General features: G+C 72.1%; 13 protein-coding genes and 1 tRNA gene. 9 read left to right on the top strand and 5 right to left on the bottom strand.

From position 1 onward, the window contains the following. Positions 1-4: 4 nt before the first annotated feature. Positions 5-3,871 carry a Pls/PosA family non-ribosomal peptide synthetase gene (locus tag ACKTSN_RS36845; RefSeq protein WP_409473062.1) on the bottom strand — a complete coding sequence of 1,289 codons (3,867 nt, stop codon included), beginning with the start codon at positions 3,869-3,871 and terminating at the stop codon, positions 5-7. Between the two features lie 293 nt (positions 3,872-4,164). Next, positions 4,165-4,252: transfer RNA gene (locus ACKTSN_RS36850), tRNA-Leu, on the bottom strand. A 197-nt stretch (positions 4,253-4,449) separates the two neighbouring features. Here ACKTSN_RS36850 and ACKTSN_RS36855 point away from each other — a divergent pair. The 3 genes from ACKTSN_RS36855 (at position 4,450) to ACKTSN_RS36865 (ending at position 7,046) form a co-directional block, all read left to right on the top strand. Next, positions 4,450-5,775, top strand: a complete 1,326-nt coding sequence (locus tag ACKTSN_RS36855) for a M20/M25/M40 family metallo-hydrolase (RefSeq protein ID WP_409473063.1) — start codon at positions 4,450-4,452, stop codon at positions 5,773-5,775. Between the two features lie 157 nt (positions 5,776-5,932). After that, a complete protein-coding gene (gene chpH, locus ACKTSN_RS36860; protein WP_409473064.1) occupies positions 5,933-6,166 on the top strand; it encodes a chaplin ChpH in 234 nt (77 codons plus the stop codon). Between the two features lie 112 nt (positions 6,167-6,278). Further along, the gene (locus ACKTSN_RS36865; protein WP_409473065.1) at positions 6,279-7,046 is read left to right on the top strand and encodes a chaplin; all 768 of its coding nucleotides are present in this window, start codon (positions 6,279-6,281) and stop codon (positions 7,044-7,046) included. A 64-nt stretch (positions 7,047-7,110) separates the two neighbouring features. On the opposite strand, the gene ACKTSN_RS36870 is transcribed toward ACKTSN_RS36865, so the two are convergent. Beyond that, entirely contained in the window at positions 7,111-7,299 is a 189-nt protein-coding gene (locus ACKTSN_RS36870) for a DUF5703 family protein (RefSeq protein ID WP_043499282.1), read from the bottom strand. Between the two features lie 47 nt (positions 7,300-7,346). Here ACKTSN_RS36870 and ACKTSN_RS36875 point away from each other — a divergent pair, with 47 nt between their 5' ends. Next, positions 7,347-8,069: a hypothetical protein gene (locus ACKTSN_RS36875; RefSeq protein ID WP_409473066.1), complete on the top strand. Its 723-nt coding sequence runs from the start codon at positions 7,347-7,349 to the stop codon at positions 8,067-8,069. Positions 8,070-8,329: 260 nt separating this feature from the next. Here ACKTSN_RS36875 and ACKTSN_RS36880 read toward each other — a convergent pair whose 3' ends face one another. Together ACKTSN_RS36880 and ACKTSN_RS36885 are read right to left on the bottom strand one after the other, a co-directional pair. Continuing rightward, positions 8,330-10,444 (bottom strand): helix-hairpin-helix domain-containing protein, encoded by a 2,115-nt coding sequence (locus ACKTSN_RS36880; protein ID WP_409473067.1) that lies wholly within the window; start codon positions 10,442-10,444, stop codon positions 8,330-8,332. Further along, positions 10,441-11,427, bottom strand: a complete 987-nt coding sequence (locus ACKTSN_RS36885) for an aldo/keto reductase (RefSeq protein ID WP_409473068.1) — start codon at positions 11,425-11,427, stop codon at positions 10,441-10,443. Before ACKTSN_RS36885 ends, ACKTSN_RS36880 begins: the two co-directional genes overlap by 4 nt. Before the next feature lie 162 nt (positions 11,428-11,589). Between ACKTSN_RS36885 and ACKTSN_RS36890 the strand changes: the two genes are divergently transcribed. The 5 genes from ACKTSN_RS36890 to ACKTSN_RS36910 all read left to right on the top strand — a co-directional run bounded on the left by ACKTSN_RS36890 (position 11,590) and on the right by ACKTSN_RS36910 (position 16,032). Beyond that, on the top strand, positions 11,590-12,645 hold the full coding sequence (locus tag ACKTSN_RS36890; RefSeq protein WP_409473069.1) for an LLM class F420-dependent oxidoreductase: 1,056 nt from the start codon (positions 11,590-11,592) through the stop codon (positions 12,643-12,645). A gap of 230 nt (positions 12,646-12,875) precedes the next feature. Beyond that, a complete protein-coding gene (locus tag ACKTSN_RS36895) occupies positions 12,876-13,664 on the top strand; it encodes a ferritin-like domain-containing protein (RefSeq protein WP_409473070.1) in 789 nt (262 codons plus the stop codon). Between the two features lie 162 nt (positions 13,665-13,826). Next, complete coding sequence (locus tag ACKTSN_RS36900; RefSeq protein ID WP_224734423.1) at positions 13,827-14,513, top strand: histidine phosphatase family protein; 687 nt, start codon at positions 13,827-13,829, stop codon at positions 14,511-14,513. Between the two features lie 122 nt (positions 14,514-14,635). After that, complete coding sequence (locus ACKTSN_RS36905; protein WP_409473071.1) at positions 14,636-15,226, top strand: DUF3090 domain-containing protein; 591 nt, start codon at positions 14,636-14,638, stop codon at positions 15,224-15,226. After that, positions 15,190-16,032: an SCO1664 family protein gene (locus ACKTSN_RS36910; RefSeq protein WP_409473072.1), complete on the top strand. Its 843-nt coding sequence runs from the start codon at positions 15,190-15,192 to the stop codon at positions 16,030-16,032. The genes ACKTSN_RS36905 and ACKTSN_RS36910 overlap by 37 nt, the downstream gene beginning before the upstream one ends. Positions 16,033-16,080: the final 48 nt, after the last annotated feature.

Here is a 16,080-nt window from a genome sequence, read left to right on the forward strand (position 1 = left end):
GCACTCAGCGGCGCCATGCCTCGATCGGGTTGCCCAGCCAGCGGGTGTCGTCGGGAACGGACTCCGCAGCCATCACCAACGACGCGGGACCCAGCGTCGTACGGGCCCCGATCGTGCTGCCGGGCAGGACGATTCCGCCAGGACCCAGTGTCGCGCCCTCACGGAGAACCACAGTATCCGTCCGCAAGATCCGGTCGTGGAAGAGGTGCGTCTGCAGCACACAGCCCCGGTTCACGGTGGTCGCGTCCTCCAGCGTCACCAGATCCGCCTCGGGCAGCCAGTAGCTCTCCACCCAGGCACCCCTGCCGATCCGCGCCCCGAGCCCGCGCAGCCAGGCCGTCATCACCGGCGTACCCGGCACCGACCCCGCCAGCCACGGCACGGCCAGCACCTCCACGAACGTGTCCGCCAGCTCGTTGCGCCACACGAACCCGCTCCACAGCGGATGCTCCCCGCTGCGGTGCCGCCCCACGAGCACCCACTTCGCCACGACGGAGACCGCACCCGCCACGACGCCCGCCGCGAGCAGCACCAGCCCGCCAAACAGCCACGCCCAGCCGCCCAGCGCACACAGCGCCGCCACCGTCAGCACGGCCAGCCCCGCCGAGCAGAACACCGGCACGATCCGGCACAGCTCCACCAGCCCACGCGCCCACAGCAGCCGCGCCGGCGGATCGTAGGTCCGGCTCCGGTCCCCGTCGGCCGCACTGCGCGGCAGCTTCACCGGCGGAAGTCCGAGATACGAGCTGCCCTTCTTGGCCTTCTTCGGTGTCGCGGACAGCACGCCCACCAGACCGCCGTCCGGCACGCTGCGCCCAGGCGCGGTCATCCCCGAGTTGCCGAGGAACGCCCGCCGCCCGATCTCCGCGCGCCCGATCCGCATCCAGCCACCACCGAGCTCGTACGGCGCTGTCAGCGTGTCGTCGGCGAGGAACGCGCCCTCACCCACCGTGGTCAGGCTGGGCAGCGCGAGCACCGTCGACACCTCCGCACCGCGCCCGATCCGCATCCCGAGCAGTCGCAGCCACACCGGCGTGACCAGCCCGGCGTACAGCGGGAACAGCGTGTCCCGGGAGCGGTCCATCAGCTGAGTGACGGTCCACGCCTGCCAGCCGGTCCGGCTGTGCGTGGGATACGTCCCCTCGCCCAGCCCCAGACTCAGCAGCCGTACGGCGACCAGGATCAGCAGCGCATACGCCAGCCCGAAGGCGAGCGTCGCCGGCACCAGCGCGAGCGCGGCCCCGCGCACGGCCTCGGCCGGCCCGGCGTCCGGGCCGACGAACAGGCCCGCCACCAGCAGTGCGACAGCGGCCGAGACCACCGGCAGCGCACTCAGCGCGACGCCGGTCACCCCGTACATCACCCGCCAGTACGCACCCCGCCCCGGCCGCCCCTTCGGCCAGGTGCGCTTGGCCTTGCCGAGCTTGACCGCGGGCGCACCCGCCCACCGCTGCCCGGTCGGAACCTGCCAGGCGACGGCCGAACCGGGTGCCACCTCGGCCCGCTTGCCCACGCGGGCGCCCGGAAAGAGCATGCTGCGCGTGCCGACGACGGCATGCGCACCGACCTTGACCGGCCCGATCTCCAGCCGGTCGCCGTCCAGCCAGTACCCGGACAGATCGACCTCGGACTCCACGGCCGCGCCCCGGCCCAGCTTGAGCATGCCGGTGACCGGCGGCAGCGAGTGCAGGTCCACGTCCGGTCCGACCTTGGCGCCCAGCGCCCGCGCGTACCGCTCCAGCCACGAACCGGTCAGCGAGGTCGCCCCACTGACCTCCGCCAGCCGCTCCGCGGCCCACAGCCGCAGATGAACGCTCCCACCGCGCCGATACCGCCCCGGCTGCACACCGCGCAGCAGCAGCCGCGCCCCGCCCGCGGCGATCCCGAGCCGCCCCGGCGGACTGAAGAACAGCACGGCACCGGCCCCGACGAGCCACCAAGGGGCGGTCGGCAGCCAGGAGTAGGCGGTCAGGACGTTCCCGAGCGCGGCGAGTACGACGGTCCAGCGCAGCCCGAGCAGCGTGAACAGCGGCACGAGCAGCAGCAGCTGGACGGTCTGCGCCCGCCGCGGAACCGGCGCCACGACCCGCGCGGCGCCGTCCTCCTGCGCGGACTCCTCGAGCCGACGGGCCAGTTTGCGCAGCGTGGGCTGCTGATAGATGTCGAGCACCGCCGCGCTCGGATAACGGGTGCGCAGCCGCGTCGTGAGCTGAGCGGCGGCCAGGCTGCTGCCGCCGATCGCGAAGAAGTCGTCGGTGGCCGCGCCGACCGGGATGCCGAGGACCTCCGTCCACTGCTCGGCAAGCCAGGCCTCGGTGCCGTACAGCCGCTCCGCCCTGCCACCGGTGTCCAGCCCCTCCAGGGGCCACGGCAGCGCGTTCCGGTCGACCTTGCCGGACGTGCGGGTCGGCAGGTCGTCGACCGGCGCGAGCAGCGGCACCAGCGCCGCGGGCAGCTCGGCCCGCAGCCGCTCCACCGCCGCTCCCGCGTCCCATCCGTCCTGGGTGACGACATAGCCGACGAGGAGCTGGTTTCCGCTCCGCGCGGTCCGCACGGCGGCCGCGGCACCCGCGACCCCGGGCAGCGCCTGCAGGGCGGCGTCCACCTCACCGAGCTCGATCCGCCGCCCGCCGAGCTTGATCTGCTCGTCGGCCCGCCCGAGGAAGACCAGCCCCTCGGGCTCGGCCCGCACCAGATCGCCGCTCCGGTACGCCCGTTCCCACCCCAGCGACTGAAGCGGCGCGTACTTCTCCGCGTCCTTCTCGGCGTCAAGATACCGGGCGAGCCCGACGCCGCCGATCACCAACTGCCCACTGCCACCCATCGGCACGGGCTCCCCGGCCTCGTCGACGACGGCCAGCTCCCACCCCCTGAGCGGCAGCCCGATCCGCACCGGCTCCTCGCCGCCCAGCAGCGACGCACAGGCCACGACGGTCGCCTCGGTCGGCCCGTACGTGTTCCAGACCTCGCGCCCCTCCGTCACCAGCCGCTGCACCAGCTCGGGCGGGCAGGCCTCACCGCCGAAGATCAGCAGCCGTACGTCGCCCAGGGCCTCCGGCTCCCACAGCGCGGCCAGCGTGGGCACGGTCGACACGACGGTGATCTCCTGCTCGACCAGCCACGGCCCGAGATCGGCACCACTGCGCACCTGCGACCGGGGCACGGGCACCAGACAGGCCCCGTACCGCCACGCCAGCCACATCTCCTCGCAGGACGCGTCGAACGCCACCGACAGCCCCGCCATGACCCGGTCCCCGGGCCCGATGGGATCCTCCGCGAGGAACAGCGCGGCCTCGGCGTCCACGAAGGCGGCGGCACTGCGGTGGCTCACGGCGACGCCCTTGGGCTTCCCGGTCGACCCGGAGGTGAAGATGATCCACGCGTCGTGCTCGACGCCGGGCCGGCCTGCGGGAGTCCCGGACCGCCCGCTCACGGTCACCTCGTGCCCGGCCCCGATGACGGCCCGTACGTCCGCCTCCCCGAACACCAACTCGGCCCGCTCGTCCGGATCCTCGGCGTCCACCGGGACGTAGGCGGCACCGGCCGTGAGCACGGCGAGAATCGCCACGTAGAGACCGTTCGTGCCGGACGGAACCCGCACTCCCACCCGGTCCCCGAGCCCCACCCCGGCCGCCGCGAGCCGGCCCCGCAGTCGCTCCACCTCCACGGCCAGCGCACGGTAGGTGAGACGCGTGGTGCCGTCGTCCAGGGCGAGTTCGTCCGGGTAGGCCCGCACGGACGCGTCGAAGACGTCGACGAGGGTGCGCGGGGAGGCCGCCGGCCCCCCGGAGAAACGTGCCGTGTCACCGAGCCGCTCGCGGATCTCTTCGTCGAGCAGGCCGAGAGCACTGCTCTCCTGTATGGCTGCCATCGGGTCCTCGCGTCTCGATCCCGGAAGCCTCCGGGGCGCTGGCGGGCCCGCAGGTCTGCCTGGGGTTGTCCGGCTCCAGCTCCGTAACAAGCCGGAAATTTTAGTACGACGTCAGGTTTCACGTTGCTTGTCGGCCACTTGGGGTGGTCGTTCGGGTACTCATGGGCAGCCTGGCGTATGCCATGACCTCGGGATCTTCCGCCGGGGGAGAGATGGCCCACACAGCGGGCGGTGCACACCGTCGGCCCGTGCCTCCGGCAAAGCAAAAGACCCCTGGTGAACAGGGGTCTCGTTGGTGTCCGAGGGGGGACTTGAACCCCCACGCCCGATAAAGGGCACTAGCACCTCAAGCTAGCGCGTCTGCCATTCCGCCACCCGGACAAGGTGTCTGTCGCGCTGGGTTTCCCCCGCGGCGACGACGTAAACATTACCAGGCCTTCGAGGGTGGCCGATCACACCCCGTGCGTCCCCTGGCCGTCGTGAACGCCGTGTGACGGGCCGGGACCGGTCTTGGGGCGCGACCCGCCTCGGGGGGAGGATGAGGGGGACCACCAGCGGCGACTGCGGGAGGAAACAGCGTGAGCCAGACGGGCACGACCGAAGGCGTCACCGGCCAGGACGAGGTCGGCGACCTCTGCCGCGAGCTGATCCGGATCGACACCAGCAACTACGGCGACCACTCGGGTCCGGGCGAGCGCAAGGCGGCCGAGTACGTCGCCGAGAAGCTCGCCGAAGTGGGCCTCGAACCGCGGATCCTGGAATCCCACCCGGGCCGCGCCTCCACCGTGGCCCGCATCGAGGGTGCGGACCCGTCCCGGCCCGCGCTGCTCATCCACGGGCACCTCGATGTCGTACCGGCCAACGCGGCCGACTGGACCCACCACCCGTTCTCCGGCGAGATCGCCGACGGATGCGTGTGGGGCCGAGGGGCCGTCGACATGAAGGACATGGACGCGATGACCCTCGCGGTCGTCCGCGACCGGCTGCGCACCGGCCGCAAGCCTCCGCGGGACATCGTGCTGGCGTTCCTGGCCGACGAGGAGGCCGGCGGGACCTGGGGCGCGCGCCACCTCGTCGACAAGCACCCCGACCTGTTCGAGGGCGTGACCGAGGCCGTCGGTGAAGTCGGCGGATTCTCCTTCACCGTCAACGAGAAACTGCGGCTCTACCTCGTCGAGACCGCCCAGAAGGGCATGCACTGGATGCGGCTCACCGTGGACGGCACCGCCGGCCACGGCTCGATGACCAATGACGACAACGCGATCACCGAACTGTGCGAGGCCGTCGGACGGCTCGGCCGGCACAAGTGGCCGGTGCGGGTCACCAAGACCGTGCGGTCCTTCCTCGACGAACTCTCCGACGCGCTCGGCACCGAGCTCGACCCGGAGAACATGGACGAGACCCTCGCCAAGCTCGGCGGCATCGCCAAGATGATCGGCGCCACCCTGCGCAACTCGGCCGCGCCCACCATGCTCGGCGCCGGCTACAAGGTCAACGTCATCCCCGGCCAGGCCACCGCCCACGTCGACGGACGGTTCCTGCCCGGCTACGAGGAGGAGTTCCTCGCCGACCTGGACCGGCTGCTCGGCCCGCGCGTGAAGCGGGAGGACGTGCACGCCGACAAGGCCCTGGAGACCGACTTCGACGGCAAGCTCGTCGACGCCATGCAGAGCGCGCTCGGCGCCGAGGACCCCATCGCGCGGGCCGTGCCGTACATGCTCTCCGGCGGCACCGACGCCAAGTCCTTCGACGATCTCGGCATCCGCTGCTTCGGCTTCGCGCCCCTCAAGCTGCCGCCGGAGCTGGACTTCGCCGGCATGTTCCACGGGGTCGACGAGCGAGTGCCGGTCGAAGGGCTGCAGTTCGGCGTGCGGGTGCTCGACCGGTTCATCGATGCGTCCTGATTTGGCCCGCTGAAACGACACTTCGGAAATCGCCCGCGTGTGCCGGTCCTTACCGGCAGGAGTGAATGCGCTCATCAGGTCGTAGCCCTATTAGTTCCTCCTCGTTACAGGTGATGCGATCAGCTACTTGGGATCGCATTGCCAACAAGGAGGAATAATGATCAAGAAGGTCGTCGCTGCTGCGGCTGCCACCGGTGGGCTGGTTCTCGCGGGCGCGGGCATGGCCGTTGCCGACTCCGGTGCTCAGGGTGCTGCCGTGCACTCTCCGGGCATCGCGTCCGGCAATGTTGTTCAGGCTCCCGTACACGTCCCCGTGAACGTCTGCGGCAACACGATCTCGGTGATCGGGCTGCTGAACCCCGCCTTCGGCAACACCTGCATCAACAAGTGACGCTGCCTTTCTGAGGTCCGTCCATGCCGTCGGTCCCGGAGCGCGCCCAATGCGCTCCGGGACCGACCGGTCTTTTCACGTTGGTCATGAGGGGGAAGGCAGAGATTCAGCAATGCGACAGATTACCCGCAAGGGCCTGATGACCGTGGCGGCCGCGACCGGCGTGTTCGCCGCCGCGGGTGGCCACGCCCACGCCGACTCGGGTGCGAGCGGCTCCAGTTCGAACTCGCCCGGAGTGCTCTCCGGCAACACCGTGCAGGCGCCGGTGCACGTGCCGGTCAACGTCTGCGGCAACACCGTCAACGTCGTCGGGGTGCTCAACCCGTCGGCCGGCAACTCCTGCGCCAACCACGACGGCGGCAACGACTCGTCCGGCGACACGGACGGCTCCGGCGCCCATGCGGGCGGGCACGCCGACGGCTCCCCGGGCGTCGGTTCGGGCAACCACGTCGAGGCGCCGATCCACGTGCCGGTCAACGTCTGCGGCAACAGCGTCGACGTCATCGGCGTCGGCAACACCGCCGTGGGCAACGACTGCGCGAACGACGGCTCCGGCGACGGTCACACCACCCCGCCGGGAGGCGGCGACGGTACGACGCCACCCGGGACGCCGGAAAACCCGGGCAACCCGGGCAACCCCGGTGACCCGGAGGAGCCCGGCACCCCGAGCACTCCGCCCACCCCGGGCGGCGAGACGCCGGGTGACGACGGCTCCACCGACGTCAACCGGCCCGGCGGCCAGTCCGTCGCGCAGCCCCGCGGCACCGGCGCGCTCGCCGAAACGGGCAGCGAGCTGCCGATCGGCGCCGCCGTCTCACTGGGCGCGGGCGCGCTGCTGGGCGGAGCGGTCCTGTACCGCCGGGCGCGGGCGTCGGCGTAAGGGCGCAACCCGAAGTGGAGCGGGCCCCGCCACGGGGGGGTCCGCTCCACTTCGGCGCCTCAGCTCACCAGGTGGCGCGCACCTGGCGGATGATCCGCCGCCGCAACCGCACCCTGCGACTGCCGTCGCGCAGCAGGCTCAGACGATGCAACTCCCAGTGTCCGTACTCGGCATGGTCCGTCAGCAAGCGTGTGGCGTCCTTGCGGGAGACCCCGCGCGGCACGTACACGTCGACAAATTCGTATTCCGGCATCGAATCTATTGTGCGGGCACAGGCCGGGTACGGATAGCGTCTGCACTATGTCTGATGCTGCGCAGCCCACCGCTGCTGAGGTACGCGCCGCCGCCGAGGCGATCAAGACCGCGCTCGACCGTCATCTGGCCGCGGTCGAACGCAGGTCGGGCGAGGACGACCCGGCCGTCTACGAGGCGTTCAACCAGCTGGCCGCGGCCGCAGAGGCGTACGACGAGCTGCTCTACGACCGCTACGACGAAGTCACACCCTTCGAGATCCCCGGCGCGGAGGAAACGTTGCCGCCGTACACGGGTCCCGAGGAACCGAACGCGCTCAGTGTGCTGATCCGCCGCGACTACGCGGTGGCGGAACCACAGCGACTGCTGGCGCAGGCCCAGCGGATCGAGGCGGCGGACGACGAGGGTACGGGCGCGGAGGCCGCCGGCACGGTCCACGGGGCGTTGGGCATCCTCTTCGGGGAGTTCGAACCGGACGAGATCGCCTCCCGCCACAAGGAGTTCGGGCTGGAGGAAGGCGACTCCACGCTGTGGGTCACGGCCGCTGAGGAACCGGCCGACCCCGGCGAGTGGCTGGAGGCCCCCTTCGAGAGCATCGACCCGCAGCACGTCGTCTGCCGCTTCGACGTCAGCGCGGTCTTCGACGACGAGATCGACGACATCGAGGACATCGAGGACATCGAGGACGAGGAAGAGACCGACGACGATCTCGAGGACGAGCCGGAGCTGGACGGGGACGAGGACCTGGAGCCGCTGGACGCGGACCGCTGAGCTGGTCCGCGGCAGCGGGTGCGGCGGCCTCCGGGGTTTCTGGTCGGTAGCCCCGTCGAGCCGCGGGCAGTCGTACCTCCCCCAGTGCCTTAAGGGCCTGGGAGGTGCCCCCAGGGCGATGGGGGTCCCCCGCTCGAGCGAAGCCGAGAGTGGGGGAGGGTGGGCGCGGGCGGCACCCCGTCAGTGCCGGGCTGCGCGACCCAGCCCCGCCCAGCCGCAACGCCGGTGGGCGCGCCCCTGAAGCCGCACCCACGGCCGCTTCAGTCGCCCGCCGGCACCTGTGCGGTCAGGAGCAGTGGCAGGCGGGTTGTGCGGGGCTTTGCCGGGGTTTCTGCGACGGCGCGCGGCAGGGCCTGCTCCACACCGTGCACCACCGACAGATGGCGCTCCGCCCGCCCGAACGCCGTGTACACCCACGGGCGGCTGAGGGCCTGCGCGGCATCCCCGGGTAGCACCACCACCACGGCGGGCCACCGGCCGCCCACCGCCTGGTGCGCCGTCAGCGCCCACCCGTGCCGGACGGACTGCTCCACCCGCTCCTTCGGTACGACGACGCTCTCGCCGGAGCACGACAGATGCAGCCCCGCGGCGTCGGCCCCGACGACCTGGCCCGGCACCGTACGTCCCGGTGTGGGGGAGTAGGCGATCCGGTCCCCGGGGTCGAAGCCGCCGAACCGGCCGGGACCGGGATTGAGCCGTTCCTTCAGCACGGCGTTCAGCGCACGCGTCCCGGCCGCGCCGCCATGCCCCGGCGTGATGACCACCGTCTGCTCGGCGGGCACGCCGATCGCCCGCGGCACCGAGTCCGCAACGAGCTGCACGGTCCGGTGCACGGCCTCACCCGCGTCCCGCACCGGTACGATCACGACCTCTTTGCCCGGCGCGTCGACCTGGAGCAGCTCGCCCACGCCGATGCCGGAGACCAACTCGCCCAGCGGACCGGGGTCCGGCCGCCGCGAGGCGACCTGGGGGCACCTGCGCACCGCCAGCAGATCCGCGAACACCCGCCCGGGCCCCACGGACCACAGCACCGCCGGATCCCCGGACAGCACCAGCCGGGCACCGTCCGGCAGCGACTCGGTGAGCAGGGCCGCGGCCTCCACATCGAGCTGGGGCGCGTCGAGCACGACAAGGAGATCGAGGTCCAGCGCACCCTCCGGGTCGCGCCCCGGCCCCTCGGCACCGGACAGCAACCCGGCGGCGGTGGCGACCCCGGACTCGTCCCGCACCAGCTCCGCGAACCGCCCCCGGCCGACGGGACTGTGGGCGGCGACCCAGACGCGCAGGCCCACACCACGTGCCGCATCCACCAGCGCCGCGGCCTCGGCCCGGGACGCCTCACCACCCGTGTGCAGCACCAGCCCGTGCCGGGCGACCGCGCGGATCAGCTCGGCGGCCGACCCCTCGGCGGCCGACGCGGCCCGCTCCCACTCCTCGGCCGAACCGTCCTCCTTGGGCACCGAGTTGATCAACCGGGCCAGACCGTCGGCGAGGCTCTCCTCCGCGAGCGCGTACCGCTCCAGCCCGACGAGCACCCGCACGGGGCGCTCCTCGCCCGCCTCCGTCTCCGCCTCCTCGCCCTCACCCGACTCCTCCAGGCCGTCCTGGAACGCCAGCGCCTCGCCCTCCGCCAGGGCGCTCTGCACGGCCGCGTCCGGATCGGGCACACCCCGCTGGGCCAGGGCGGCGATGAGCGCCGGCATCTCCAGGGCGGTGTGCCCGGCGAGCGCCGCCTGCTCCAGCAGCCAGACGGTGACGGCCCGGCCCCGCCGCTCGTCGTCGGGCCCGCACTCCGCACCCAGCAGGGCCCGCGCGAACCCGTCGGCCTGCTCGGGGCGCACTCCGCCGACCCGCAGCAACTGCCATGGATCGGCGCGCAGCAGATCGTCCGCACCCTCGCCCAGCACCGCGGCGACCTGCGGACCGAGTGCCTCGGGAGCGCCGCCGTCGCTCAGCACCCGCCGTACGGACTCCACGAGCTCCGCCGCGGGAGCCGGGGCGGCGGTGGGGGCCACCGGCTGCGGCCGCCGCACCGGCTCCGGAGCCGGCCGCCGGGGCGGGGGTTCCTCGAAGACGGTGGCGGGGGGCTTCTCGCCGCTCTCCACGGCGCGGACGGCCGCCAGCAGATCGGCGGCGGTCCCGCTGAGCTTGGCCCCGGCCTCGATGGGTGCCTTCTTCTCCGCCTTGCGCCGCTCGATCCGCTCCCGCTCGACCCGCTGGGCAGCCAGCTCGGCCTCCGCCTCCGACACCTCACCGGCGGCGGCGCTCGTGCCCTCGGCGTCCTGTGCGGCCTCGGCCCCCGGGGCGCCGCCCTCCGCCGGGGCGCCCGGGGTCTCCGGCGCGGCGTCCTCGGTGGTCTCCGGCTCCGTGCTCACAGCGTGCTCCAGTCGTGATCGGGATAGCGGTGCACGGGCGCCGACACGTCGTCGAGCGCCCGGCAGATCTCGTCAGGAAGACTAAGCGCCTCCACTGACAATGCCCCCGTGAGCTGCTGCGCGTTGCGCGCGCCGACGATCGGGGAGACCACGCCGGGCCGGTCCCGGACCCAGGCCAGGGCCACCTGGAGCGGGGTGACGGCCAGCCCGTCCGCCGCGGTCGCCACGGCGTCCACGATGCGGCCTGCCGTGTCGTCGAGGTACGGCTCGACGAAGGGTGCCAGGTGCTCCGAAGCTCCCCGGGAGTCCGGCGGCATGGCGTCGCCGCGGTACTTGCCCGTCAGCACACCACGCCCCAACGGCGACGACGGCAACAGCCCGATGCCCAGATCCACCGCGGCCGGCAGCACCTCCCGCTCGACGCCGCGCTGCAGCAGCGAGTACTCCATCTGCGTACTCGCCAGCCGGGTCCGCAGACCGGGTGCTGCGAGCTGCCAGGTCGCGGCCTTCGCCAGTTGCCAGCCGCAGAAGTTGGACACGCCCGCATACCGCGCCCGGCCGCTGCTCACCGCGATGTCCAGCGCCTGGAGCGTCTCCTCCAGGGGCGTGTCGGGGTCGAAGGCATGGACGTGCCACAGATCGACATAGTCGGTACCGAGTCGCGCGAGCGAAGCGTCCAGCGCGTCCAGCAGATGCCCACGCGACCCGTCGAACCGCCGGTCCGGATCCGGTACGCTCCCGGCCTTGGTCGAGATGACCAGGTCCCGCCGCGGCACGAGCCCTTCCATGAGACGCCCGAGCAGATACTCGGCCTCCCCGTCCCCGTAGACGTCCGCGGTGTCCACGAGTGTCCCGCCGGCTTCCCAGAACGTCTTCAACAGGTCCGCGGCATCATGCTCATCGGTGTCCCGCCCCCAGGTCAGGGTGCCGAGTCCGATACGGGACACACGCAGGCCGGTACGGCCGAGATGCCTCTGCTCCATGAGCGCCGAGATTACTGGCCAGAACTGGTGCCGTGGGGGGCCTGTGGACAACCGATTTCCCGGCCCCGCACGCCCGCACCCCACCCACAACCTGGGCCATCCACCAACCTCACGCTAATGTCGACGTCACAAGGGACGTTACTGATCAGTAAGGGGAAGGCCATGCAGCTCGGGATCAACCTCGGCTACTGGGGCGCCGGAATGGACGCGGACAATCTCGCCGTCGCCCAGGAGGCCGACCGCCTCGGCTACGCCGTCTGCTGGGCCGCCGAGGCCTACGGCTCCGACGCCGCCACCGTGCTCACCTGGGTCGCCGCCCAGACGGAGCGCATCGACGTCGGTTCGGCCATCTTCCAGATCCCGGCCCGCCAGCCCGCGATGACCGCCATGACCGCCGCCACCCTCGACTCCCTGTCCGGCGGCCGCTTCCGCCTCGGCCTGGGCGTCTCCGGCCCGCAGGTCTCCGAGGGCTGGTACGGCGTCAAGTTCGACAAGCCCCTGGCCCGCACCCGCGAGTATGTCGAGATCGTCCGCAAGGCCATGACCCGCGAACGCCTCACCTACGAGGGCACGCACTGGACCCTCCCCCTCCCCGGCGGCCCCGGCAAGCCGATCAAGCTCACGGTCCACCCGCAGCGCGAGCACATCCCGCTCTACATCGCCGCGATCGGCCCCAAGAACCTCGAACAGACCGGCGAGATCGCCGACGGCGCCCTCCTGATCTTCCCCTCCGCGGCCCACCTCGAGGACACCGCGATCAAGCACCTGCGGGCGGGCCGCGAGAAGGCCGGCAAGACCATGGACGGCTTCGACGTCTGCCCCACCCTGCCCCTCGCCGTCGGCGACGACAAGGACGTGACGGCCCTCGCCGACACCTTCCGCCCGTACACCGCGCTGTACGTCGGCGGCATGGGCAGCCCCAAGCAGAACTTCTACAACCAGCTCGCCCAGCGCATGGGCTACGAGAAGGAGGCCGCCGAGATCCAGGAGAAGTACCTGTCCGGCGACAAGCAGGGCGCCGCGGCCGCCGTACCGCACGAGCTGATCGACCAGACCACACTGCTCGGCTCCGTGGACCGGATCGCCGACCGTATGAAGGCCTACTCCGAGGCGGGAGTCACCACGCTCAGCCTGGCCCCCGCGGGCTTCACCCTGGACGAGCGGCTCGCCTCGCTGCGGGCCGGTTCCGAGGCCCTGGAGCGGGCCGGGCTCGCGTAACCGCACCTCGTCGCAGGCGTGGACAAGTCTCAGCGGCCGTGGTGGGGGCTCGGGGGTCTTCCCCGCCACGGCCGTCAGCAGGAACAACGCGCCGACACGCGCGCGGTTACGCACCCGACGCGACCCCGTCGGTCCTTCTTTTGACTGAGTTGTCCGACAGAACTGTTGCACCACCCTGGCGCGCCCCTTTGACTCGTTCTTTGCGGAATCCTGCAGAGAGGTGCCCACAGATGCTTTCGGCCAAGAGTCTGTTCCAGGAGATCCTCGACAACGACGAGTCCTTCCGGCTGTTCTGCTCCATCGCGGCCAGCGGTGAGGCGCAGGGCGGCTGGGAGAACGCCCGCATCGCCGCGCTCGTCCCCGCCAGTGAGCGCGAACTCGCCCCCAAGATCACCCGCCACGGTGCGGACGAGGACAAGCACGGGCGGATCTTCAACGCCCTGATGAAGAAGCGCGGTCTCGAACCCGCCCCCGTACCGCCCGAGACCGACTACACCATGCTTCTGGAGCAGGACGGCATCGGCCTCGCCCACGACAAGCTCAAGCGCGACGAGCCGCTCACCGTCCAGGACATCGTCACGTACCTCTCGCACAGCCGGGTCACCGAACAGCGCGCCTCCGAGGAGATGGAGATGCTGCGCAAGTACTTCGGCGACCACCCCGACCTCGGCCGCGCGGTCAAGATGATCTCCAACGACGAGGACAACCACCTCGCCTACTGCCACGAGGAACTGCTGCGCTTCGCGTACGCCGGGCACGGCCGGGCCATCCAGCGGACCCTGCGTGAGTGCGCGCTCGCGGAGATCCGGATCTACCGCGACGTCAGTCTCGCGGTCATGGCCCACATGGGCCGCATCCTCGGCTGGTCGAAGCCGAAGGCGGCGGTGCTGGCGTTCGGCATCCACGCCGTGTACTGCTACGAGCGGCTCGGCGGCTGGCGGCGCATGGTGTCCCTGAAGATGCCGGAGCGCCGCAACGCCCTCGGCGGCCCCGCGGCCGCGGCACCCGAATTCGCCTGACGCCGGAGCAGGCCGGGCCTCACCTCCAGGGCGGCCACGAGTCCGATGACCGCCGATACGCTGCCGTAGATCCCCACGATCACCGTGGGGATCTCGGCCATGGCCGCCCCCGCGGGGACTCCGGGCCCCTCCGGCGGGCGGCGTGCGCCTACCCTGGGCCGCATGCCCACGTTGATCCTGGTCCGGCACGGACGTTCCACCGCCAACACCGAGGGAGTGCTCGCCGGCTGGACGCCCGGTGTCGCTCTCGACGAGCGCGGGGCCGCGCAGGCCGCCGCACTGCCCGGGCGGCTCGCCGAGCTGCCGATCGCCGAGGTGGTCACCAGCCCGCTGCAACGCTGCCAGGAGACGATCCGGCCGCTGCTCGACGCCCGTCCCGGGCTGCCCGTCCACACCGACGAGCGGATCGGGGAGTGCCGGTACGGCGACTGGTCCGGACGCAAGCTCGCCGAGCTCAAGGACGAGCCGCTGATGGAGGTCGTGCAGGCGCATCCGTCGGCGGCCGCGTTCCCCGCGGGCGAGTCGATGCGGTCGATGGCGACCCGGGCCGCCGAGGCGGTACGCGAGTGGAACGCGCGCGTGGAGCGTGATCACGGCGCCGACGCCGTGTACCTGATGTGCTCGCACGGCGACATCATCAAGTCCCTCGTCGCGGACGCACTCGGACTTCATCTCGACCTGTTCCAGCGGATTTCCGTGGAACCGTGTTCCGTCACCGCGATCCGCTACACCCGTCTCAGGCCGTTTCTCGTGCGCCTCGGGGACACCGGTGACTTCGCGTCCCTGGTGCCGCGCGAGGAAGCTCCGGGCGGGGACGCACCGGTCGGGGGCGGTGCGGGCGCACCGTGATCGTCCGCCGCAGTAGGGTGAAGCGGTCGCAGTAGCGCCGTACTTGTCCGCAGCCGAGCGTCCGCACGGCGGCCGGTCGGTTCCGATGTCGATGTCGACCCACGAATCAATGGAGACAGGACGTGTCCCGTCAGGTGTTCCTCTACGACCCCCCGGACCGCTTCGTGGCCGGTACGGTCGGACTGCCCGGGCGCCGTACGTTCTTCCTCCAGGCCACGGCCGGATCCCGGGTGACCAGCGTGGCCCTGGAGAAGACCCAGGTCGCCGCGCTCGCCGAGCGCATGGACGAACTGCTGGACGAGGTGGTGCGCCGCAGCGGCGGCAGCGCGGCCGTGCCGGCCGTGGCGCCCACCGAGGTCACCGACACCGGCCCCCTGGACACCCCCATCGAGGAGGAGTTCCGGGTCGGCACCATGGCCCTCGCCTGGGACGGCGAGGAGCAGCGCATGATCGTCGAGGCGCAGGCCCTCGTGGAGCTCGACGCCGACTCCGAGGAGGACCTCGCCGAGGCGGAGGAGAGGCTGCTCCAGGACGAGGAGAACGGTCCCCCGATGCTGCGGGTCCGGCTCACCGGCGCGCAGGCCCGCGCCTTCGCCAAGCGCGCCCTCGACGTCGTCAACGCCGGCCGGCCGCCGTGCCCCCTGTGCAGCCTGCCGCTCGACCCGGAAGGACACGTATGTCCGCGCCAGAACGGATACCGCCGCGGAGCATGACGGCAGCCACTGCGAGCAGCGCAGCGGACGCCGCGCTGCTCGCAGCCGGCGAGCTGACCGTGCGCGGACGTATCCGGGACGCCTCCAACGCGGCGCTGTACTGCACGGTGACCCACGACGGGCGGGAGGCGGCCTGTGTCTACAAGCCCGTCGCCGGGGAGCGGCCCCTGTGGGACTTCCCCGACGGCACCCTCGCCCAGCGCGAGGTGGCCGCGTACGAGGTCTCCGAGGCGACCGGGTGGAGGCTGGTACCGCCCACCGTGCTGCGCGACGGGCCGTACGGCGAGGGCATGTGCCAGTTGTGGATCGAGGCGCAGCCGGACGGCGAGCTGCTCGCGCTCATCGACGCCGAGGAGCCCGGGCCCGGCTGGAAGGCGATCGGCTTCGCCGAGGTCGGGGACGGGAAGACCGCGCTGCTGGTGCACGCGGACGACGAGCGGCTGCGGCGGCTCGCCGTGCTCGACGCCGTGATCAACAACGCGGACCGCAAGGGCGGGCACCTGCTGCCGTCCGGCGACGGGCGGCTGTACGGCATCGACCACGGGGTCACCTTCAACGCCGAGAACAAGCTGCGCACGCTGTTGTGGGGGTGGGCGGGGGAGCCGCTCACCGCGGAGGCCGTCGAGGTGCTCCAGCGGCTCCGCAAGGAGCTGAAGGCGGGCGGGGCGCTCGCCGAGCGGCTGGCCGCGCTGATCACCGGCCCCGAAATCGATGCCACGCGCGCGCGGGTGGACGTACTCCTCGCTTCGGGAGTGCACCCCGAGCCGAACGGGGAGTGGCCGGCCATCCCGTGGCCGCCCGTGTAGGACCTGTCTGCACACGGGGCCGGGACCGCGCAAGAGTGCCTTCCCGGC

It is taken from the genome of Streptomyces flavusporus (assembly GCF_046267975.1).
In the GTDB taxonomy this organism is placed as follows: domain Bacteria; phylum Actinomycetota; class Actinomycetes; order Streptomycetales; family Streptomycetaceae; genus Streptomyces; species Streptomyces flavusporus.